General features: G+C 31.8%; 21 protein-coding genes and 1 pseudogene. 8 read left to right on the forward strand and 14 right to left on the reverse strand.

Annotated features, from left to right (window positions below; translation table 11 throughout):
* Positions 1 to 269: 269 nt before the first annotated feature.
* Entirely contained in the window at positions 270 to 1,487 is a 1,218-nt protein-coding gene (locus ACHZDT_RS07910; RefSeq protein ID WP_394774083.1) for an MDR family MFS transporter, read from the reverse strand.
* A 97-nt stretch (positions 1,488 to 1,584) separates the two neighbouring features.
* On the opposite strand from ACHZDT_RS07910, the gene ACHZDT_RS07915 reads away from it, so the two are divergent.
* From ACHZDT_RS07915 to ACHZDT_RS07945, 7 genes are all read left to right on the forward strand, one after another.
* Entirely contained in the window at positions 1,585 to 2,184 is a 600-nt protein-coding gene (locus ACHZDT_RS07915; RefSeq protein ID WP_394774084.1) for a DUF1684 domain-containing protein, read from the forward strand.
* A complete protein-coding gene (locus tag ACHZDT_RS07920; RefSeq protein ID WP_394774085.1) occupies positions 2,184 to 2,831 on the forward strand; it encodes a TatD family hydrolase in 648 nt (215 codons plus the stop codon). Before ACHZDT_RS07915 ends, ACHZDT_RS07920 begins: the two co-directional genes overlap by 1 nt.
* A 94-nt stretch (positions 2,832 to 2,925) precedes the next feature.
* Positions 2,926 to 3,642 (forward strand): ThiF family adenylyltransferase, encoded by a 717-nt coding sequence (locus tag ACHZDT_RS07925; RefSeq protein WP_394774086.1) that lies wholly within the window; start codon positions 2,926 to 2,928, stop codon positions 3,640 to 3,642.
* A 115-nt stretch (positions 3,643 to 3,757) separates the two neighbouring features.
* On the forward strand, positions 3,758 to 4,420 hold the full coding sequence (locus ACHZDT_RS07930) for an HAD family hydrolase (RefSeq protein ID WP_394774087.1): 663 nt from the start codon (positions 3,758 to 3,760) through the stop codon (positions 4,418 to 4,420).
* Positions 4,421 to 4,490: 70 nt separating this feature from the next.
* On the forward strand, positions 4,491 to 5,333 hold the full coding sequence (locus ACHZDT_RS07935) for a DUF2911 domain-containing protein (RefSeq protein ID WP_394774088.1): 843 nt from the start codon (positions 4,491 to 4,493) through the stop codon (positions 5,331 to 5,333).
* Positions 5,334 to 5,614: 281 nt separating this feature from the next.
* Positions 5,615 to 6,139 (forward strand): TetR/AcrR family transcriptional regulator, encoded by a 525-nt coding sequence (locus ACHZDT_RS07940; protein ID WP_394774089.1) that lies wholly within the window; start codon positions 5,615 to 5,617, stop codon positions 6,137 to 6,139.
* Between the two features lie 2 nt (positions 6,140 to 6,141).
* The gene (locus ACHZDT_RS07945) at positions 6,142 to 6,555 is read left to right on the forward strand and encodes a DUF1348 family protein (RefSeq protein WP_394774090.1); all 414 of its coding nucleotides are present in this window, start codon (positions 6,142 to 6,144) and stop codon (positions 6,553 to 6,555) included.
* 1 nt (position 6,556) lies between these two features.
* Here the strand turns inward: ACHZDT_RS07945 and ACHZDT_RS07950 are convergent, their stop codons facing one another.
* From ACHZDT_RS07950 to ACHZDT_RS08010, 13 genes are all read right to left on the reverse strand, one after another.
* On the reverse strand, positions 6,557 to 7,186 hold the full coding sequence (locus ACHZDT_RS07950) for an MCP four helix bundle domain-containing protein (protein WP_394774091.1): 630 nt from the start codon (positions 7,184 to 7,186) through the stop codon (positions 6,557 to 6,559).
* Positions 7,187 to 7,506: 320 nt separating this feature from the next.
* A complete protein-coding gene (locus ACHZDT_RS07955) occupies positions 7,507 to 8,823 on the reverse strand; it encodes a serine hydrolase domain-containing protein (protein WP_394774092.1) in 1,317 nt (438 codons plus the stop codon).
* A 38-nt stretch (positions 8,824 to 8,861) separates the two neighbouring features.
* Positions 8,862 to 10,586, reverse strand: a complete 1,725-nt coding sequence (locus ACHZDT_RS07960; RefSeq protein ID WP_394774093.1) for a sodium:solute symporter — start codon at positions 10,584 to 10,586, stop codon at positions 8,862 to 8,864.
* Positions 10,587 to 10,709: 123 nt separating this feature from the next.
* Positions 10,710 to 13,241 carry a PIG-L family deacetylase gene (locus ACHZDT_RS07965; protein ID WP_394774094.1) on the reverse strand — a complete coding sequence of 844 codons (2,532 nt, stop codon included), beginning with the start codon at positions 13,239 to 13,241 and terminating at the stop codon, positions 10,710 to 10,712.
* A 163-nt stretch (positions 13,242 to 13,404) separates the two neighbouring features.
* Positions 13,405 to 13,935: a hypothetical protein gene (locus tag ACHZDT_RS07970; RefSeq protein ID WP_394774095.1), complete on the reverse strand. Its 531-nt coding sequence runs from the start codon at positions 13,933 to 13,935 to the stop codon at positions 13,405 to 13,407.
* Between the two features lie 196 nt (positions 13,936 to 14,131).
* Positions 14,132 to 15,961: a hypothetical protein gene (locus ACHZDT_RS07975; RefSeq protein ID WP_394774096.1), complete on the reverse strand. Its 1,830-nt coding sequence runs from the start codon at positions 15,959 to 15,961 to the stop codon at positions 14,132 to 14,134.
* An 84-nt stretch (positions 15,962 to 16,045) separates the two neighbouring features.
* A complete protein-coding gene (locus tag ACHZDT_RS07980) occupies positions 16,046 to 17,146 on the reverse strand; it encodes an AI-2E family transporter (protein WP_394774097.1) in 1,101 nt (366 codons plus the stop codon).
* A gap of 683 nt (positions 17,147 to 17,829) precedes the next feature.
* Complete coding sequence (locus ACHZDT_RS07985; protein WP_394774098.1) at positions 17,830 to 18,024, reverse strand: hypothetical protein; 195 nt, start codon at positions 18,022 to 18,024, stop codon at positions 17,830 to 17,832.
* Positions 18,017 to 18,547: a mechanosensitive ion channel domain-containing protein gene (locus tag ACHZDT_RS07990; RefSeq protein ID WP_394774099.1), complete on the reverse strand. Its 531-nt coding sequence runs from the start codon at positions 18,545 to 18,547 to the stop codon at positions 18,017 to 18,019. Before ACHZDT_RS07990 ends, ACHZDT_RS07985 begins: the two co-directional genes overlap by 8 nt.
* Positions 18,548 to 18,559: 12 nt before the next feature.
* Positions 18,560 to 19,144 carry a Maf-like protein gene (locus ACHZDT_RS07995; protein ID WP_394774100.1) on the reverse strand — a complete coding sequence of 195 codons (585 nt, stop codon included), beginning with the start codon at positions 19,142 to 19,144 and terminating at the stop codon, positions 18,560 to 18,562.
* On the reverse strand, positions 19,137 to 20,063 hold the full coding sequence (locus tag ACHZDT_RS08000) for a geranylgeranylglycerol-phosphate geranylgeranyltransferase (RefSeq protein WP_394774101.1): 927 nt from the start codon (positions 20,061 to 20,063) through the stop codon (positions 19,137 to 19,139). Before ACHZDT_RS08000 ends, ACHZDT_RS07995 begins: the two co-directional genes overlap by 8 nt.
* A 250-nt stretch (positions 20,064 to 20,313) precedes the next feature.
* Complete coding sequence (locus tag ACHZDT_RS08005) at positions 20,314 to 20,841, reverse strand: KdsC family phosphatase (protein WP_394774102.1); 528 nt, start codon at positions 20,839 to 20,841, stop codon at positions 20,314 to 20,316.
* Positions 20,825 to 21,586, reverse strand: a complete 762-nt coding sequence (locus tag ACHZDT_RS08010) for a Rossmann-like and DUF2520 domain-containing protein (protein ID WP_394774104.1) — start codon at positions 21,584 to 21,586, stop codon at positions 20,825 to 20,827. Before ACHZDT_RS08010 ends, ACHZDT_RS08005 begins: the two co-directional genes overlap by 17 nt.
* 379 nt (positions 21,587 to 21,965) lie before the next feature.
* Between ACHZDT_RS08010 and ACHZDT_RS08015 the strand changes: the two are divergent.
* Positions 21,966 to 22,837 (forward strand): annotated as a pseudogene (locus tag ACHZDT_RS08015) (cytochrome C biogenesis protein); the annotation flags it as partial.

The raw sequence follows: 22,837 nt of genomic DNA on the forward strand, positions 1-22,837 counted from the left end.
CAAACGCAGAGTTCACAAAGCTTTGTATTGATAAAGCTTTGTGAACTCTGCGTTTTTATAAAACCACGCATTAAAAAAAAACTTTGCGCGCTCTGTGGTAAAATAGTTAAGTATTTGAAAATCAGATTGTTTTTCTTGCAGTAAACAAACATAAAGCTTTACGAATTTGTATTTTATAAACCCACGCATTAAAAAAAACTTTGCGCGCTTTTGCGGTAAATTATTTAAGTGTTTGAAATGAAGTAACTTATCATTAAATCAGTAAGATTTTAAGAAATTTGCTCCGCGAGTAATGCTTTTCTAATCCAAAAGCAACAAAGCGTTGCAATAATTCCAACACACGCCATAAAAAGCCAATTGACCTGATAACCCAAACGAGAGATAATTTCAAATCCTACTTTTGAACTAATAATATGAGCCAGACTAAAACTCATAGTATAAAGCGCCATATATTGACCTTCCTGACCACGTGGAGCACGGCTTAATGCAAAAGCATTTGAAAACGGAAACGCCAGAATTTCTCCAAGCGAGATACAAATCATTGCGATAACTAATATTCCTGCCCAAACATTAATCAGTAATAAAAAGAAACTTAGCGACATTATAAACGATCCAAGAAGAATGATTCTTATTTTAGGAAAGCCTTTTCTTTCCATAAAACCAACAGTTGGCATTTCCAAAGCAAAAATCATAAGTCCGTTTAAAGTCATTAATAAACCAGTTTGAAATTCACTTAGACCAAATTTTTCACTATGATATAAAGGAAGAGTTGTAAAAAGCTGAAAGAAAATCATAGCCGTTACAAAACTTACAAATAAGAAAACCCAAAAGATTTTATCATGAAAAACCGATTTTACAATTGTGCCACTTTCGATTTTATCACCGTGTTCTGCCTTTTTCTTTTCCTTAACCAATAAGGCGAAAATCGAAATCGATATAATACATGAAGCTCCATCAACCCAGAATAAACCAGAATATCCAATTCCCATAATAATTAAACCGCCTAAAGCAGGTCCGGCAGCAAAACCTAAATTTACCGCTAAACGCACTAAAGTTAAAGCACGAGTTCTGTTTTCGGGTTTAGCATATGCGCCAAGCGAAACAAACATTGCAGGCCTGAACATATCAGCAATGGTCATTAAAATAAACATGGCAACACAAAGCGCCCAAAAAGTAGTAATATATTGTACAAAGAAAAGTGAAACTCCACTTGTGAATAAACTAAAAATCATGATTTTATAAAAACCAATTTTATCAGATAGTTTTCCGCCCAGCCAGGAACCCAACATTGAGCCTAAACCAAATGCAACCATAATCCAACCTACCTGATTATAAGTAAAATGGAGATCTTCTTTTAAATATTTTGATAAAAAAGGAAGCACCATTGTTCCGGCACGATTGATAAAGGTAACAATTGTAAGTATCCAGATTTCTCTTGAAAACCCTTTAAAATTATTGATGTAGTGACTAAAAGCAGTTTTGAGCATTATAAAAAAGTTATTTGCCACAAAGTTAGGAAACTTTGTACGTATCAGCGGTTGCTGCTTTGTTACTTTTAAACTATTTTTGCTCAAAATTTAAAAGATGAAAAATAGTATTCCTTTTTTAGTATTACTGCTTGCTAATTTCTGTTTCGGACAAAATAAATTTGATCAGAAGAAAGCTGAAAAATTTCAAAAGCAAATAAATTCCGAATATGCTGACGCTAAGACAAGTCCGTTAATGGATGAAGATTTAAAAACTTTTAAAACTTTAGATTTTTATCCCATAAATGGTAAATATTTTGTAAACGCAAAATTTGAAAAGGCAGAAAACGAGAAGGTTTTCGAAATGAAAACCACAGGAACAAGAACTCCGCAATATATTAAATACGGAACTTTATATTTTACTATTGATGGCGTTGCGCTTAAACTGAATGTGTACAGAAACATAGAACTTTCTAAAAAGAAGGAATATAAAGATCATTTGTTTTTACCATTTTCTGATTTGACTTCCGGCAAAGAAAGTTACATTGGCGGAAGATATATTGATTTAAAAATTCCAAAAGGCAATACAATTGCAGTAGATTTCAATCAAGCTTATAATCCGTATTGTGCTTATAATCATAAGTATTCATGTCCGCTTGTTCCATTGGAAAATGATTTGAATGTAGCAATTAATGCAGGAGTTAAAACATTTCATTAATGGAATTCTTTAATTGTCATACACATCAATTTAAGAATCAATCCAATGTTTTGGAATTGGTGAATCAATATCCGCAGGAATTTGATGCATCGGTTCCGTTTTATTCCATCGGAATTCATCCGTGGTATATTAAGGAAGATCAAATTGATGACGCTTTGAAAATTATAGAAGAAAAATTACAAACCAAAAATTGCCTGGCAATTGGTGAATGCGGTTTAGACAAACGAATCGAAATTCCGTTAGAACAGCAAATTATAGTTTTTGAAAAGCAATTGGCTTTAGCCGAAAAATATAAAAAGCCGGTGATCATACATTGCGTTGCAGCTTTTCAGGAAATAACCGAAATCAAGAAAAAATTAAAAATTTCAGTTCCAATGATTATTCATGGTTTTTCAAAAAACGGTCAATTGGCAAATCAGCTTATTTCGGCAGGATTTTACCTTTCGTTCGGGAAATATTTACTTAAGAATCCGGATTTAAAAACCGTTTTTCAGGATATTCCAAACGATCGTTTTTTTCTTGAAACCGATACAATCGAAGAAAAAATTGAACAGGTTTACAATTTAGCATCAGATTATAAAGGAATAAATAATAAGGAATTACAGGATATTATTTCAACGAATTTTAAAGTAGTATTTGAAAAGTAAAAGTCTAAGAAAAACTTTGACAAAGCTAATCGCAAAAGCAAACTTGAAACCTGAAACAAATAAAAAACAAACAAAAATAACAAAAGATAGAGATATGGCAGAGTGGACAGAAAGAGCCGAGCTTTTATTTACAAAAGAAGGATTGCAAAACCTACAAAACTCTAATGTTTTGGTAGTGGGTTTAGGAGGAGTTGGATCATTTGCAGCTGAATTTTTGGCAAGAGCCGGAGTAGGAAGTATGACAATTGTAGACGGTGATGTTGTTGATATAACGAATATTAACAGACAATTACCGGCTTTACATTCTACCGTAGGACAACCAAAAATTACAATTGTAGGCGATCGTTTGATGGATATTAATCCGGAATTAAAATTAACCCGCGTTGAGGAATTTTTATCTCCCGAAAGAGCTTTTGAGATTGTTTCTCCAGAGTTTGATTATGTTTTAGATTGCATTGACAGTATTACACCAAAGCTAAATTTGATCATTGCAGCAAAACGTAAAAGAGTAAAAATTATAAGCAGTATGGGTGCTGGCGGAAAAATGTTAGTATCAAAAGTAAAAGTAACTGATATTTCTAAAACCTCTAATTGTTACTTTTCTAAAGCTATCAGAAAACGCTTAAAAGTAGAAAAAATCAATAAATTAAAAGTAGTTTTCTCTTCTGAAATTCAAGACGAAAAAAGCTTAAAATTAACCGACGGAAAAAACTACAAAAAATCTTTCTACGGAACAAATAGCTATATGCCAGGATTATTTGGTTTATATTTAGCCGAAACCGTGATTAGACATTTGTTGAAAAAAGAGTAAAAAAGAGTTGCTAAGCTGCTAAGTTACTAAGGTGTAACTGAAAACTTAGAAGCTTAGAATCTCAGCAGCTTTAAAAAAAAACTTAGCAACTCAGAACCTTAGTACCTTATAAAAAATGATTAAAACAGTAATTTTTGACATGGATGGCGTAATTGTAGACACGGAACCAGTTCACCGTTATGCGTATTACAAACAATTCACAGAATTAAATATAGATGTGACCGAAGAAATGTACACTTCTTTCACCGGATTTTCGACCCGAAATACATTTCAGACTTTGAAGGGATTTTTTCCAGCGATAGAGCACGAAGTAGAAGATTTGATTCAAAGAAAAAGAAGCATTTTTAATGATGCGTTTGATACCAAAGATGATTTGTATTTATTAGAAGGTGTAGAGGATTTGATTAAAGATTTATATGCTAACGGAATACAATTAATTTTGGCTTCATCGGCTTCAAAAGTTACAATCGAACGCGTGTTTACAAGATTCAATTTGCATCAATATTTTACGGATGTAGTTAGTGGAGAAGATTTTCCGCAGTCAAAACCCAATCCTGCTATTTTTGTGCATGCAGCTTCATTGTCAATTGCGCCAAAAGAAAATTGTATTATAATTGAAGACAGTACAAATGGTGTAAGAGCAGCAAAAGCGGCAGGAATTTATTGTGTTGGATATAATAGTCATCATTCAAAATCGCAGGATTTATCAGAAGCTGATATTATTATCAATGAGTTTAAAGAGTTGGATGCTCAAAAAATATCAAACCTAAAGGGCTGAATTATAGAAAATTTAACATTTGTTCGGTAATTGAATTTGTAAATTTGAACAAAACAAAATAACTCAAAAGATGAAAAAAATACTTATTGCATTAGCCATTATTTTGGCTCCATTTGCTACAGAAGCACAAATAAAAACACCACAGGCAAGTCCTAAAGGATATATCAAACAAACAGTAGGACTAACGGATGTTGAAGTTACATATTCAAGACCGGGAGCAAGAGGCAGAGCGGTATTTGGAAATTTAGTTCCGTTTGGTAAATTATGGAGAACCGGAGCTAACGAAAACACTATTATTAATTTTAGTGATGATGTAGTAATCGATGGTAAAACATTGAAAAAAGGAAAATACTCAATTTATACAATTCCTAAAATCGAAAGCTGGGAAGTTATTTTTTATCTTTCTACAGACAATTGGGGATTGCCTGAAACATGGAATGATGCTTACGTTGCTTTAAGAACTACTGTAAAAGAAGATGCTTTACCAACTCCGGTTGAGACTTTTACGATTGGAATTAATGGTTTAGATTCTAATTTTGGATATTTAGAAATGGCTTGGGAAAACTCTCATGTTGCTTTAAAATTCGAAGTTCCAACTGCTAAAGTTGCAGTTGCAAGTATCGAAAAAACTTTGGCCGGACCAACTGCTACAGATTACTATTCTGCTGCAACTTATTTGTTTCAATCAAACGGAAACATTGAAACGGCAAGAACTTATGTAGATAAATCGTTAGATATGAGTGCTGAAAAACCATATTTTATTTTAAGATTAAAATCACAGATTCAGGCAAAACAAGGAGACAAAAAAGGAGCTGTTGAAACTGCAAAAGCTTCACTTGCTGCCGCAGAAGCTGCTAATAACCAGGATTACGTAAAACTGAATAAAGATAGTATTGCTGAATGGAGCAGATAATAATTCTTTGAATTATTAAATTCCAATCCCCAAGTTTCGGGATAAAAATCCAAATTCCAAATCGTTAATGATTTAGAATTTGGATTTTTTTTTTGTCATTTCGACCGAAGGGAGAAATCACACTAGCATTTTGACAAGATTGACGACGTTCTCACGGAGTTTCTAGTGTGATTCTCCTTCGTCGAAATTGACAAATATTACTTCATTTAAATAATAAATAGACAGACTTATCTGTTTGTTTTAAAATAATTATTACATTTGTATTCTAAACATTTTTCAGCATGTTACCAAAAGAGCGAATTTTAGAAAAAACATTTACCTTATTTCACAAACAAGGATATAATGCTACTGGAATTAACCAAATTATTGAAGAGGCAAAAGTGGCAAAAGCAAGTTTTTATCAGCACTTTAAATCGAAGGAAGATTTATGTGTTGCTTTTTTAAACGAACGCCATGATTTTTGGTTTAATGCATTAGAAAAGTTTACATCAAAGACAAAAGACCCGAAATCAAAAGTTTTAGCTTCTTTTGACTTTTTAATTTTTATGAATCAGAACGAAAATTTCAGAGGTTGTAGTTTTCTGAATATTCTCTCTGAAATTCCTTCGAATAACGTAAAAATACTTGCCGTAATTCAAAGTCATAAAACTGATTTACGCAATTATTTCAAAAATATTTTATCAAATGACGTTATCGCAGATCATGTTTATTTGCTTTTTGAAAGCTGCATTATAGAAAGTCAGTTATTCAAATCAAACGAACTTATTGAACAGACTAAAAAAATAATTCAAACTTTAATTTCATAAAAATGGAACAAAAACTACCATTGCCACCTTTCACCTATGAAACGGCATTAGAAAAAATTCAATTAGCAGAAGACGCCTGGAATAGCCAGGATCCGGAACGAGTTTCGAAAGCATATACTATTGACAGCGAATGGAGAAACCGCGATCAGTTTGTAAATGGGAGGGAAGAAATTGTTCGTTTTTTGACCAAAAAATGGGAAAAAGAAAGTAACTACAAACTAAAAAAAGAGTATTGGGCGCATACTGATAACCGAATCGCAGTTCGATTTGAGTATGAATATCAGGATCTTAACGGAAATTGGTTCAGAGCGTACGGAAACGAAAATTGGGAATTTGACGCTAATGGATTAATGCAGAAAAGATTTGCCAGCATAAACGATCTTGCCATAAACGAGGAAGACAGAAAACTGAAATAAATTAATTTAAACTTGGCGATTCAGGAATTTTAATACTACGTTTTATTTTCTTTACAATTAGTAAGTATAAAGTGATTCCGCCTAAGATAATAAGCAATGCAATTTGTAATTGTCCGAGGCTATTATTTTTACTATACATACTATTTGCGCTGGCTAATTTTGCTTTTCCTTCCTGAATCTGAATTTGTGATAATAATTCCAGAGTTTTAATTGCTTCATTGCTTGAAACGGTAATTTTATTCCAATTTTTGTTTGAAACCTGTTTGTTGATTTCTTTACATGAATTTAAAAAAGCATCAAAATATTGTTTTTCCTTATTGGTTAAAACTGTCTTGGCGTATAAATTATCAATGTCGTGAATAATATTTAAGGTGTGAATTATTTCATCTTTTTTAATAATATCGCTTAAATCCAGTTTTTCGGCTTCCGCTTTTATGAAATGAAGTTCTTTTGAATATTGAAAAATATAATGCGCAACAACCAGTCGGTCTTTGTAGATCGCATTGATATTTTCATTTACATTTTTTGAATTTTGAAGCGTATTAAAATTTCCTAACAAAATGATAAGCATCACAATAAGTAAAATAAAAGCAGCTTTTGTTTTATTGCTGTATTTTTTTAAATCTTTCATAGTGAAGTTTTTTGTTGGTTTGCAAATAGTTAGATTCTCAAAGATATAGTTTTTGAGGTAGAATCAAAATATTTGGTTTTTAGGAGTTTTGTCAAAATTTTAAAGCAATAGAAAAAACTTTAGTAAGAAGCATATTTTCAAAGTAATATGTGCAATTTTTGTCATTCCGAGGAACGAGGAATCTACGCAAGTAGCTCCATAATTCAGGAAATATACCTTGCGTTAGTTTCTTACGGAGATTACTCGTTCCTCGGAATGACAATGATTGTGATTATTTTACGGAAAATATTTTTTGATAAATGATTATTTAAGTTCAATTTCTAATTCTTAGAAAATCTAAATTTCTTCCCATTTTCTTCAAAAATCAGTTCTTTATTGTTTGGGATAAATTCTATTTTATTTCCTTCCCAAATATTCTCAAATTTACCTTTTTCAATTGGTTCAATTAAAAAAAGAGATTGATTCGAGAAATTAGCAAAAAGCCTTTTATTTACTTTTGTTATTGTAATTACTTTTGAATATGCTGAACTTTTATAATCACCTAAATAATTGTTTAGATCATTTGGTTCGGGTTCGTAAGTTTCAAATTTGATTGCATAAGGTTTATTAAAATAATCACTTAATGCAGCTATCATTATTTTTTTCTTGTCATATACGGCACCATTTGATGTAATTGCCATTGCCAATTTTTCATTAGGAAAATAAGATAGGAGAGAAGTAAAACTATCTACTTGCCCGCGATGAACGAATCCTTTTTTGTCGTAAAACGGAAGTTCAAAAATTCCCATTCCGTATTTATCCTGAATCTGAGTCATTATTTTTAGACTCTCTATCGAAATAATTTTTCCTTCAAATAATTTTTGAATGAATATATTCATGTCAACGGGATTAGAAACAATCGCACCGGCGCCTAATGGAACCGACATATCGCCTTCGGTATCTTTTATCCATTTATCTGCAAAATAATAAGAATACGATTCGTTGTCTTGGAGATTTATTTTTCCACCAAAATAAGTATTCTTTAATTTTAAAGGTTTTATGATTTGCTCTTCCAGTAATTGAGAATATGTTTTACAATAGATTTTTTCAAGAATTACAGTTAATAAATAATAATTAGAGTTACTGTAATCTGATTTGCTGTTGGGAACAAAATCGCTTTTTAATTTGCTTATAATAGCGATCATTTCCTCTTCGGATTTTTTCCCGGTATATCCATTTGCAAATTCTTGCGAATCTAAAAGTTCATGAATCCCACTGTGATGATTCAATAAATTTCCGATTGTTATTTTTTCAGAATTTTCAATTTTTGGAAAAAACGAATTTATAGTTTGATTTAAACTGATTTTTTTATTTTCAACTGCTTTTAATACAAGTGCCGAAGTGAAAATTTTCGTAGTTGAACCAATCCTGTATTTTGTATTTATAGTGGCATTTTTATTAGTTTCAACAGAAGCTTTTCCAATAGAATTTGAATAGATTAGTTTTCCATTTTGAGAAATTGCAATGCTTCCCATAAATAGATTTTTCTCGTTTAACGCTGTAAATAAACTATCGAGTTTATTTACATTCAGTTTTTGAGAATAAGAATTAAAAAAAAGACAACACAAAATTACAGAATAGTAAAATTTTATTTTCATTATTTAAGTTAATATATGTAATACTTTAATAGAACTAATTACTCCACAATCAATTCCTCTGTATCTTTTTCTCCTCTAAAAAATATAACCTGAAGAAGCAACGACAATACAATTGTTAAAATGGCTCCGATAAAATTCAGCCATAAATAGCCTAATTTTTCCTGACGGTAAATCATGAAATAATAAATGAAAAATATAGTTGTTTGACTAATAATAGCGCTTATAAACATTGCTTTTGCTTTTACGCGACGCAAATAAAATCCAACTAAAAAGATTCCTAAAACGGTTCCGTAAAAAATAGAACCAATAATATTTACCAGCTGAATCAAATTCTCAAACAAAGTTCCTACGCAGGCAAAAAGTATCGCTACAACTCCCCAGAATAAAGTAAAAAACTTGGTTGCATTAAGATAATGTGTATCTGATTTTTCGGTTTTCAGGTTTCGTTTGTAAATATCAATTGCCGTTGTTGATGCCAACGCATTTAATCCCGAAGCCGTTGACGACATTGCTGCTGATAGAATTACGGCTAATAATAAACCAATTAGTCCTTTGGGTAAATAATTCAGGATAAAATGAAAAAACACATAATCTTTATCGTTGGTTTCGCTGTTTGGATCGGCTCTTAGAATGATTTCTTTGGCGCGATCACGCAAATCTTTTTCTTTGTTTGATAAAGTGACTAATTCTTTTCGCAAAATTGGATTATCAAAATCCTGATTCAACTGGTCGATGTACAATAAATTGATTACTTTTTTATCTTCTGAAAGTGTAATTAGTTTTTTTTCTAAGCTATGATATTCTTCTTTATAAGCTGATTTTTCAATTACAATTTTATTATTCGGATTAAAATTTAAAGGAACAGGATTGAACTGAAAAAACACAAAAACCATAACTCCGGTTAATAGTATAAAAAATTGCATTGGAACTTTTAAAAGTCCGTTCATGATTAAACCCATTTGGCTTTCACGAATCGATTTTCCGGATAAATAGCGTCCAACCTGAGATTGATCTGTTCCAAAATAGGCGAGGGCAAGAAAAAATCCACCAGTAATTCCGCTCCAGAACGTATATTTTTCTTCAGGATCAAAAGAGAAATCTACAATATTCATTTTATCATTTGCACCAGCAATATGTAAGGCGCTTGTAAATGTCATATCGTTTGGCAAATAATGCAAAATCAGGAAAAATGTAATTATCATTCCTGACATAATCACAAACATTTGTTGTTTTTGGGTTACGTTTACCGCTTTTGTTCCTCCGGAAAAAGTGTAAATAATAACCAAAACCCCAATCATAATATTCATCAGGGTTAAATTCCAGCCTAAAAGTGCTGATAAGATAATTGCAGGAGCATAAATGGTAAGTCCGGTTCCTAAACCTCTTTGAACCAGAAATAATATCGCAGCCAGTGAACGTGTTTTTAAATCGAATCGTTTCTCTAAAAATTCATAAGCTGTAAAGACTTTATTTTTATGATATAAGGGGATAAAAGTCACACAAATAACAATCATGGCAATTGGCAATCCAAAATAGAACTGCACAAAACCCATCCCGTCATGATACGCTTGTCCCGGAGTTGATAGAAAAGTAATGGCGCTGGCTTGTGTCGCCATAACCGAAAGTCCTACCGTATACCACGGTGTTTCGTTATTGCCAAGAATAAAATCCTCGACGTTTTTACTTCCTTTGGTTTTCCAGGATCCGTACCCAACAATAAATAAAAGTGTAACAATAAGTACGATCCAATCAAATAGTTGCATAGGTTATGAGTATAATTGCATGATTAAGAAAAAAATCAAAATGTAAATTGCATTCGCTACCAAAACATAAGTGTAGCTTTTTTTCCATTTTTTTTCTTTTTTAGCTTCCATATTTTGAATGTTTTATTTCTTTAATTCTTGTTTCGGAGCTTCTACAGGCTGTTTTAACGAAATCATATTTGATAATAATCGATATGCTCCGGCAACACCTTCAGGTAATTCTCTAAAAAAGCTCAAACCTGTGTAAATATAATATCCTTTTCCGTAAGGTGCGACTAATAATGCTCCATTTTTAGGAGATTCGCCTTTGTCGTGTGATGATATAATAGGAGTGAAGGCAGCGTCGTATTGATCAGGATAATATAAACCTTGCTCTTGTGTCCAGCCTTCAAAATCTTTTGTAGTGATTTTATTTGGTGTATTTAAAATAGGATGATTTGGCGCCAGAAAAGTAACTTTTGCATTTTCTTCTGTAACACGATCATTTGATATTTTTAATGGGTAAGGCGCAATTTGATCTGTTACAGTTTTGCCGTAAGTATTGTATTGCACAATCATGTTTTTACCGCTTTTCACAAAATTAAAAAGTATATTTTGCTTATTTGCCAAAGCATTTACAGTATTATAAGCACGAACTCCTGTTATAACAACATTAAAAGAATCCAGCTTTTCGGGTGTGATTTCTTCAGGTTTTATGATCGTAACTTTATATCCCATTTGAGCTAAACTTTCCGGAACTTCGTCACCAGCGCCCATAATATAAGCAATGGCGTCTCCGTTTGTTTTTAAATCAATTCGAATACATTTAGATTCGGCAGGTTTTAAAACCATTTGTTTTGTAATGTGGCTGTAATCAATAATCGTCTGATCTTTATCAAAACGTTTATTGTCAACATTTGCAATACTTTTGGCTACAGCTTCTTCAGGATTTACGGGTGGTGTAACTTCAAAATAAAAAATTTGTTCGTTTCCTTTTTTCTCTAAACTAAAAGTAATTTCTTTTGGAGAAACATTCCAGCTTTTGGGTAAATCTAATTGCAGGTTTCCTTTTATGGCATCTTTTCCGGCACGTACTTTTACAGGAATCATTTTACTTTTTGTACTTCCAAAAATTAGAACTTTTTCTAAAATTGATGTTGTAACTTCAGGAACAATATCCAGAAAATTGTACATTTCGCCCTTTACTCCATCATTGTATTTGTAAACAACGGTTCGCTCAAACGGAATTTCAACTCCATTTATCTTGATATTAAACACCACTTTTAGTTGTCTGATAATATCAGGAATACCAATATTTTCCTGATTTGTAACCGTATACATTCCTACGCTTGCTTTTTCTTTTAACCAATATGGCTGCGTATATTCAAGAGTATTTGGCAATTGAATCTGGAAATTTATTTTTTGATCGTTATTATTTTTCAATGCAATATTCTGAACCGTATTTTTATTATCCGGTAATGATGTAATGCTGGTCAACTGCATTTCATTAGAACATCTGTTTATGGCTTCAAGGATTATTTTTATTGTACTTCCCGGCGTTGCTTCCTGTTCGCTTGCAACAGCTTCAAGATATAAACCTGAGCAAGATGCAATTATGTTTTTTATTGCGGTTGATTTTAATGTTTTCCAATGATCATCTTCTAAAGCTTCAATCATAGAATAGGCTTTTACTAAATCAGGAATACTTGCTGAAGGATTGCTAAAATCATATTTTGAAATAATAGTAGTGATTAAATCGCCAATAGGTTTTCCGTTTTTAACGCGGTTCCATGAAGTGTCAATTCCGTCAAATAAATTATCGCGATCTTTAGGATTATCTCCATTTATAAGTTCTAAATATTCTGTTTCCTGACCACGCGCGCCAGTACTTCCAAAACCTTGCGATTGATGACGGCTTCTGCTTAGAGCTGCAATTTCCTGATTTGATTTTCCAATTCCCGTGTAATAAACTCCTGTTTCTAACTTGGTGAATTTTGATTTATTAGCGGCATCAAATTTTTCCTGACTTCCGTAAAACCACCATGATGGATTAAAAAACAGACGTTTTACCTGCCACGGTTTTACATATTTTAATTGTTCAGGATATATTTTTGGATCATTTGTCAATTTAAAACTTTCTACGCTCAACATTGCCGATGATGTATGATGTCCGTGCGTTGTTCCCGGAGAACGATGATCGAATCGATTGATGATTACGTCCGGTTGAAATTTTCTAATTGTCCAGACTACATCAGCAAGAACTTTGTCTTTATTCCAAATTTCTAATGTTTCATCCGGATTTTTTGAATAACCGAAATCATTTGCGCGTGAAAAAAATTGTTCACCGCCATCAATTTTTCTGGCTTCAATTAATTCCTGAGTTCTTATAACGCCTAATAATTCACGCAATTGCGGACCTATTAAATTCTGGCCTCCATCACCGCGGGTTAGTGATAAATAACCGGTTCTGGCATTCATTTCGTTTGCCATGTAAGAGATTAAACGGGTATTTTCGTCATCAGGATGTGCTGCCAAATACAAAACCGAACCTAAAAAGTTTAGTTTTTTGATTTGATTGTAAATTTCGACAGATGTTGGTTTTTGTGGTTGTTGTGCAAATGAAATGGAAATTCCTGCTAAAAAAATAAGAAGAATTTGAATTTTAATTTTTCGCATAGCGTAGTTAAATGTTTGAAAGTGGCTCAAAAATACTAATAATATATTTGAAGAGTATTTAAATGAAATGTTAATGTTTGGTTATTGATTTCCTTTTTTAAGAAATTTTAATAAAAAAAGAGAGTATCAAAAAATTTTGATACTCTCTTTATATGGTGATAGATTATCTTCTTCCACCGTGTCCATGATGATCATCATGATCGTGTCTGTCATCTCTATCATGTCTATCACCTCTATCGTGGTTGTCATGATGTTTATCATAATGTTTGTATTCTTTATGATCGTAACGAGGCTCGTTATAACCGTAAACCGCTCTTGGTCTGTAAGGTCTTTGTGGCGCTCCGTGATATCCTTTATAATAAGTTACTCTGTGACGGTCAAAATAGGTGTAAGGAGTTCTGCCGTGGTAATCATTTAAAACTACTTTATAACCTCCATACAAATCATAGTTTCTATATTGTCTTGGTAAATAAGTTGTTCTAACCCATCTTCCTCCTCCAAAATAAATAAACTGAGAAGCTCTCACATCATAATAGGATTCAATATCCGGCAAGTAATAATACTCTGTTTCAGCATATCCTGAAGGTCCCCAGGCCGGAGGCGATCCTATGTTAACGTTAATTGAAACCTGGGCTTGTGTGGCACTTGCAACCAAAAGAAATAAACCTGCGATTGCTATTTTTATTGTTTTCATTTTGTTTAGTTTTAATGTTAAATGTTATTCCTGTTTAGGGATATTCATATACTGTGCCAAAAATAAAAACATAATGCATTTCGTCGGATAAAAAATACTTTTTAACGAGTAGTTTATAGCAGGTTATTTTGTAAATATTTGATTTTTAAAAAGTTCTGAATTGATTAAAAATTTAAAAAAAAATTATTTCCTTTCTCTATTTGTAATCTACGGCTCTTGGTTTAGCCAACTCAAAATTCTGCATTCCATCATAATCAGTAGTTTCAAAAGTATTCGTTTTCAATACATTATCTCCCTGATATGGAATTGTGGGATAGTATGACAGCGAAAGTTGAAATGAACTGAATACTAAATAGTCATTACTAATTAATAAACCTATCGTTAGTTTTGAGTAGGTTTTATTTCGCGCTATCGCATCATTTGGATTTCCTAATGAAGCAATTGTATAATTAAAAAATGGATTTATACGAAATCCCCATACCGCATACGGCGAATAGGTTTGTGTTTGAAGTGATAAAATCATTTTATCTGTTCCGTATATTGCGCTATTGAATCCCGCTAAACCATTTTGTTCATTGATATTCAATTGATCTCCAATAATATTTTCTCGATTTACACCAATAACTACTTTCGGATTAACAAATTGTCTCAATTTCCATCTTCCTATTTTGTAAAGCTTTGTAAAATAATTCGTTTCTATTGAAAATGCGGTTTGATAAGTCTTGGAATCCTGAATAAATGTTCCGGCTTCAAAATTCATACTTAAGAATCCTAATCGGTAATAATTTCCAAAAGAAAACTGACCGCCAACATACGGTCGCCAAAAGGTATTTTTGTACTGATATCCTAAAGTAATCCCGTAAATACGCCCAATGGGAACATCTTCGGTTTGTCCGTTCCTAAAAATAAAATTGTCCTTAATAAATTTACGTCGGTTCAAACCAATTCCGGCAAGAATTAATTTTTCATCAGAATAAAAATTAGTAGGATCATAAAGTGCTGAAGGTGATTCAGTAACATCTACATTCAAAAAACGTGCGGTTGCAACTAAATTGGTGATTCCGTTTTGATCTTCAAATACCTTACTTGCATGACCCGCCCAGAAATCCTGAAAATTATTTTTAAAGGGCTGATAAGCATAGGACAAATCAGGTGCCTGTAAAGTATCTCTTCTAAAATTTTGACCTACATAAACACCACCGGCCCATTTAGTTAAGGGAGAATAAAAGAGCCGTTCAATATTTATAGTTTTACTATAATTATTATCAAGGTCCATTTTATAATATAATGTCGTTCCTATATATGTATTTGTAATATTAGGAATAGTGTAAGTGACTTCATTAGAGTTACGTCCGTCATCAAATCTATTGGCAAATCGATATTCTAATTGTTGCCCGGAACCAAAGAAATCTTTCTCTTTTAATCCCACAGAAACCTGATTACTTGAAAGGGAAAATTTAGGAATTGTACTCCATGAATCTAAAACCCGAATGGTAACATCTATAGAATCTGAGGCTGCACCAACTAGTTTGTTTGTGATTCTAACGGATGTCACATATTTCTGAGAACGAATTAAACGCTCAGATTCCTGAACTTTATAAGTATCGTAAACTGAATTTCGTTTGAATAGTAATAAGTTTTTAATTGCTATTTTTTTGGTCTTCAAATGCAATCTGTTTCCGGTTCTTTCTCCCCAGTTTTTTGGCGTTTGGGTAGAATCTGAAATAGAATATCCAAAAGGATCAAGCGTAACAATATTTATATTCCGAATAATTTTTCCGCTAAAATCTGTAGTATCATTTTGTACCAGAATTTCTTTTTTTTGAGGTTTGCTTCCTCTAAATAATAGTTTGTGCAAAGTTTGGGTAAACTTATTTTTTTTAGAATAATTCTTAATTCTCGTATAAACTTCTATACTGTCTTTTTTCTCGTGACCATCTTTTTTAGATTTATCTTTTTGACCATACGTACTTTGTAAGCAAAAGCACAACAAAATGAAAAATATTATATTTTTGTTTATAGACATTATTTAAAGAAGCTGGCTTAAAGTTATTTTATAATATGAATATATGAAATTAACAGGACTATTTTGTAAAAAATAGAATTCTATTTAGTTTTCGACCTTAAGTTTTCGAATTCTCCAGGTAAATCTTCTCGGCATATGATTTCCCATTAAATAACCCCACGGTTCTAAAGATTCGATTCGGTCAAATATTATTTTTAAAATGGCCAAAAGAGGAATAGCTAAAAACATACCTGATATTCCTGCCGAAGCGCCGCCAACAATGATTCCAATAATTGAAACAAAGGCATTGATTTCGACCTTAGAATTTATGATTAAAGGAACAAGTAAGTTGTTGTCTATCAGTTGAACAATAACATTTACAATTAAAATTCCTAAAATAACTGACATTTCCGCAGAACCTGTCAAAGACGCTATAACGGTTATTATACCAGCAATTAAAATTCCGATGTATGGAATTAAATTCAAAATTCCTGTGATCAATCCTAACAATATAAAATATTTGATTCCGATAATCCAAAGTCCTAAACTTGTTAAAACTGATACGACTATCATTTCAAGAATAAGGCTGACAATGTAATTATTAATAGAAACTTTTATTTGTGATAAGATTCCTTTTAATGTAGCATGATCTTCCTTATCAACCAATTTGGCCAAAAACAGAATAAAGTGATCTTTATATAAAAGGAATAAAAAAGTATAAATTGGGATAATGGTACAATCTACAAGTAAATCTGTTATGGATAATATTGCAGATCCTATGGTTGCTTTTCCGTTTTGTACAGAATCTTTAGCAACGGTATCAATATATTTTTTTTGTTCGCCAATGCTTACATGAAAGCTATCTTTTACAAATTTATGAATATCAGTTATAAAAGTATTTGCATTCTTTTTTATTGTGTCAAAATCATTCGCAATATCACTAACCTGATAGGATATAAAGACTAAAATCCCTACAATAAAAGCTGCAAAAATTAAAATACAGCAAGCTGCTGCAAGATGTCGGGGAAATTTTAATCTGGTATTTAAAAAGGTGAAAATGGGTACTAATAATACCGCAAATAAAAACGCCATTAATACCGGCGTAATAATGTCTTTTCCAAGACAGAATATAAAAGCGAAAGAAATAAAGCTAACTAATATAAAGGCAAGTTTAGCATAAAACGGTAATTTTATGGTGCGGATCATTGTTTTGGGTGAATTAGTAAAAACTAGAAATTGGTAAAGCAAATATTATATTTTTATTAAAATATAACGTTTTAGCTTTCTCTTAATAGTTTATAAAATTCCCATTATGATTATAAGGTTTTTAGAAATCTGCTTTATCTATGTGATTTTTTTTGCCACGAATATCACGAATTAGCTCGAATTTTTTGCCACAGATTAAAAAGATAAAATGATTTTTGAAAAATCTGCTTTATCTGCATGAGACTTTTTTACCACAAATTACACAAATTAGCGCAAATTTTCTTTTGCTAAAGATTAAAATGATTAAAAATATTTTAGGAAATTTGCTTTATCTACTAAATCTGTGTGAAATTTTTTTCAACACGAATATCGCGAATTAGCTCGAATTTTTTGCCACAGGTTAAAATGATTTTTGGAAAAATCTGCTTTATCTGCTAAATCTGCGTGAAACTTTTTTCACTACAAATTACACAATTAGCGCAAATTTTCTTTTGCCAAAGATTGAATGATTAAAATGACTTTTAAAAAATCTGCTTTATCTGCTAAATCTGCGAGAAACTTTTTTCACCACAAATTACACAAATTAGCGTAAATTTTTCTTTTGCCACAGATTAAAATGATTAAAAAGATTTTAGGAATCAGCTTTATCTGCGTGAAACTTTTTTACCACAAATTACACAAATTTAGCGCAAATTTTCTTTTTCTAAAGATTGAATGATTAAAGTGACTTTTAAAAAATCTGCCTTATCTGCTAAATCTGCGTGAAACTTTTTACCCAAATTACACAAATTAGCGCAAATTTTCTTTTTTGAAAAATCTGATTTATCTGCTAAATCTGAGAGAAAAAGTTTGCCAAAGATTAGAATAACTTTAATCAAAAAACTCTTTTTCCTCATAATGTGGCTGCATAATCGAGATTCCTTTTTGAAGTAAAAGATTGTTTGGAAAAATTATTCTTTCGCCTTCTTTCGTTCTTAAATTAACGTGGAAAGCGCTAATGTCTTCGATTTCAGCTTCGATAGGGAAATCTTTATCGTGGATTTTAATGGTATCTCCAATTCTAAAAGGAAAAGAAAAAAATAAAATCATTCCAGAAGTAATATTGCTCAAAATAGACCATTGTGCAAACATCGCCACGCCAATAACCGTTGTAATGGAAGAAACTGTTATAAAAATATCCTTTGTATCAACTCCCCAAATTACAATTAAACTAATCGTTACCAATATATTCATTAAAATATGAATATACTTGATTACCAGATTGGTTCTGTGTTCCAGTAATTGACTTGTACGAGCAAAACGGCGAATTAATTTTGCAATAATTACCCTAAGCGTTATTAAAACCGCTATGATAATTATGGTGCTAAAGATTTCCTGGCTATATTCTTTAAAAGAAAACATAAATATTTTTTTTTACACTAAAGTACTCAAATATTCGTAAACTTTAGCTGTTGGCAAGCCCATAACATTAGTATAAGAACCGTCAACTTTTGCAACTGCCATAAAACCAAACCATTCCTGAATTCCGTATGCACCGGCTTTATCATAAGGTTTATAGTTTTTGATGTAATATAAAATCGCTTCATCAGATAAATCGTTGAAGGTAACTTTTGTCACATCATTAATCAGGGTAGAAGAGGAGTTCGTTTTAAAACAAACCGATGTAAATACTTCATGTGTAGTATTTGACATTGATTTGATCATTTCAAAAGCTTCGTCGGCATTTTTTGGTTTTCCTAAGGCCTTATTTTGGTGCCACACAATTGTGTCGCTTGTTACCAGAATTTCATTTTCTTTTAGTTCACCATCAAACGCGCTTGCTTTTAATTGAGCTAAAAAATCAGTTATTTCAACCGCTTTTAATTCTGGCGGATAAATTTCTTCAATGTCTTTTAATCTAATTTCGAAATCAAGATCTAAATCCTTGAAAAATTGTTGTCTGCGAGGCGATCCCGAAGCTAATATTAAGGTATATTTTTTTAATTTTTCTTTAAGCATTGTACTTAATATTTATGGTTATAACCAAAATTGATAAAATTCCGAAAAACAAAATCAGCTTTAAAATGGTACTTAAATGATGATAATCTTTTTGGCCTTTTGCACCAACCATTTTTACAATAAAGTATAAAAGCGGAGCTAAAACAAATGCAAATGCATAAAATGTTGCGATAAAAAGATTGTTGTCAAAAAAGTATTTATTGATATAAAGTAAACATACTATAAAGGACACAACAGCAAAAGCTACAGCAATTTTTGCCGCGCGGCTAATTCCTATTGCAATTGGCAATGTATTCATTCCTTGATTGTAATCGCCATTTACATCTTCTATATCTTTAACTATTTCACGTATAAAATTAATCATAAAAGCAAACAAAGCATAATCAGTCAATATTGAAAAGAAACTTGCCATTTGCGCCTGATTCTCTGAATTTGTTGCAGGAAATAAATCAAAAACCCCAATAATAAGAACACTTACTGAAAGTAATGCTGCAACAACAAAATTGCCTAAAATCATGATTTGCTTTAAGGTCGTAGCATAAAAATAAAGTAATGATGCAATCAAAATAAACAATGAAGCAAACATTGGTCTCATAATAATATTTGATAATAAAAAACCAAGCGCAACACCCGAAATATTAAGACCTATATAAATGTTGTAAGCGGCAGTTTCTGAGATTCCTTTGCCCACTACAACATCATTTGGTTTATTGATAGAATCTGTTGCAACATCATAAATATTATTAATCAAATAACCGGCAGCAGCCAATAAAACGGTACTTAAAACTAATATTGCGTATTGCCAGTCGGCTAAAGCCAAAGGTATATTCTGCTGTTTTAAAAATGCATAACGAAATAATACCTGCATAAAAGCAAGCATTAAAAGGTTTTTATATCGAATGAGTTTGAGGAATTTCATTTTTTTTGAGGTACTGAGTGGCTAAGTTACTAAGGTTCTGAGGTTTTTTTTAAAATAGGTTCAAAGTGGAAAAGGAGCAAAGGTTCTGAGTTTTTTGAAGGTTCAAAGGAACAAAGGTTCTGAGGCACTAAGGTTTTGTCTTTCGTAATCTTTGTCAAAGTTTAAAACATTGACAAAGATAGCGTTAAGTGAATAACTGAAAACTGTTACAAAAATAATTCACAATTCACAATTAATAATTAACAATTACCTAGTCCAGTTTCCCGCTAAAATGTTCCATCCATTTTCCTTGTACTTTCATTACTTGCTCGATGACGTCACGTGCAGCGCCTCTTCCGCCTTTTACGTGCGAAATATAACGGCAGATATTTTTGATTTCCGGGCTTGCATCTTGCGGACAAGTTGGTAATCCTACTAATTTCATTACATGATAATCAGGAATATCATCGCCCATATACAATACTTGTTCGGGATTAATGTTGTAAGTATCAGTATATTCCTTGAAAGTTGCTACTTTGTCCGGAGTTCCTAAATGGATATCTTTAACGCCAAGATTGCGTAAACGAATACGAACGCCTTCGTTGCTTCCGCCAGAAATAACACAAACATTATAGCCACTTTCAACCGCCGCTTTCATTGCATAACCATCACGAATATTCATTGTGCGAAGTATTTCTCCTTCATTGGTTACAAAAACCGAACTATCTGTAAGTACGCCATCAACATCAAAAACAAACGTTGTGATGTCATTCATTATTTCTTTATAACTTTTTGCCATTATTCTGTATAGATTGTGTTAGTATTTTATAGATATTCTTTTGATTTTCATTTAATAAATAATCTAAATGAGCCTCGATTGTAGTTAAATCATTTCGTTTTGCAGGACCAGTTTGCGCATCAATAGGATCGAGCGTATTTATTTTTTGGGCAGTTTCCTGTATCAAAGGTCTTAAAACTTCAAAAGGAACCTGATGTTCTGCGCAAATTTCCTGTCCAATTTGATATAAGTGATTGGTGAAATTATTAACAAAAACCGCCGCAACATGCAATGCCTTTCTTTGATCTGAATTAATGGCATAAACGGCATTTGAAACACTTTTAGCCAAAGCTTCCAAAACCTTAAAATCAAAAGTATTTTCAGCTTCCAAGCACATCGGAACAGTCGAAAAATCAATTTCTTTGCTTTTAGAAAATGTCTGAAGCGGATAAAAAACGCCTTTTCGATTTTTTATATCCAAAACATCAAGAGAGGCCGCACCCGAAGTATGAACTACGATTCGGTTTTGAAAAGGTAATTGCTTGGAAACCTCAGAAATAGCCTTGTCAGAAACTGCGATGATGTACAAATCAGCTTCTTTTAAGTCTTCAAAATTATCTGTAATTTTATCAAAATCGATTAAAGAAGCCAGATTTTCCTTTTTTCTCGAATATACCTGTACAATTTCAACAGCTTCGCTTTTAGCGAAAGCTTTTATCAAATGTTGTGCAACATTTCCGGAACCTAATAACGTTATTCGAATCATAGCGCAAAATTAGCATTAATTTTTTTAAAGAGAATTATGAAAATAAAGTTTGACCACAGATTAAACTGATCAAACTGATTTTCAATAAAATATTATTTTGTTAATGATATTCAAACGCTATTTTAAGCTAAATATTGATCCGACTTTGGTTTCAAATTATATGAAAGCATTATAAAATCTATAATCACCTAAATTAGTGACAAATATCAAATATATCTGCATATCAGTGATTGTAACTTTCTAAAATTAAGCACCTGTTTTTAAGAATTCGATTTAATTTTATATCCTTTTTTTAGTTTTTATTAACAAAGTTCAAATATTGGAACTCAACATTTTTAAGTACTTTTGTGCCACTTTTATACAATGTAATTCCTCAAAAATGGATAAAAAAATATTCTCTTTTTTGTTTTCTACACGATTAATGTCTGTTCTTTTTTTAACATTTGCAATCGCAATGGGTGTTGGTACTTTTATCGAAAGTAAATACAATACAGACACAGCCCGAATTTTAATTTATAATACCTGGTGGTTTGAAGCGATAATGGTCTTTTTTATGATCAATTTCTTCGGAAATATCAAACGTTATCAATTGCATAAAAAAGAAAAATGGGCAACTTTAATACTTCACATTGCTTTTATTTTTATTCTGTTGGGAGCATTTATAACGCGTTATATTAGTTATGAAGGAATGATGCCAATTCGTGAAGGCGCTGCCGAAAACCAAATTTTTTCAGATAAAACATTCCTAACTGTTTTTGCAGATGGAGAATACAAAGGCGAAATGAAACGCAGAGTTTTTGATAAAGCTTTATTGTTTTCTCCGGTAACCAACAACGATTTTACACTTTCAGGTAAATTTGACGAAACTCCTTTTGAAGTGAGTTACGTCAATTATATTATGGGAGCTAAAGAAACTATAAAACCAACTGTAAACGGTACTTTATACCTTAAACTGGTTGAAGCTGGAGCAGGCGGACGTGAAGAACATTTCCTGAAAGAAGGTGAAGTTCAAAACATTCATAATGTATTGTTTGCCCTGAATAAACAAACCGACGGCGCAATCAACATCAATACAAAAGGTGAAAAATATACGATTCAAACTCCTTTTGAAGGGGAATTTATGCGAATGGCAGATAAATTAAAAGGAACTGTAACTAAAGATAATGTTCAGCCTTTAATGATGCGTTCCTTATATAGTATTGGCGATATCAGAATTGTATTTCCTGATCCAGCCGTAAAAGGAATTGTTGA

Origin of the sequence: Flavobacterium sp. (assembly GCF_043722275.1) — a bacterium.
GTDB lineage: Bacteria > Bacteroidota > Bacteroidia > Flavobacteriales > Flavobacteriaceae > Flavobacterium.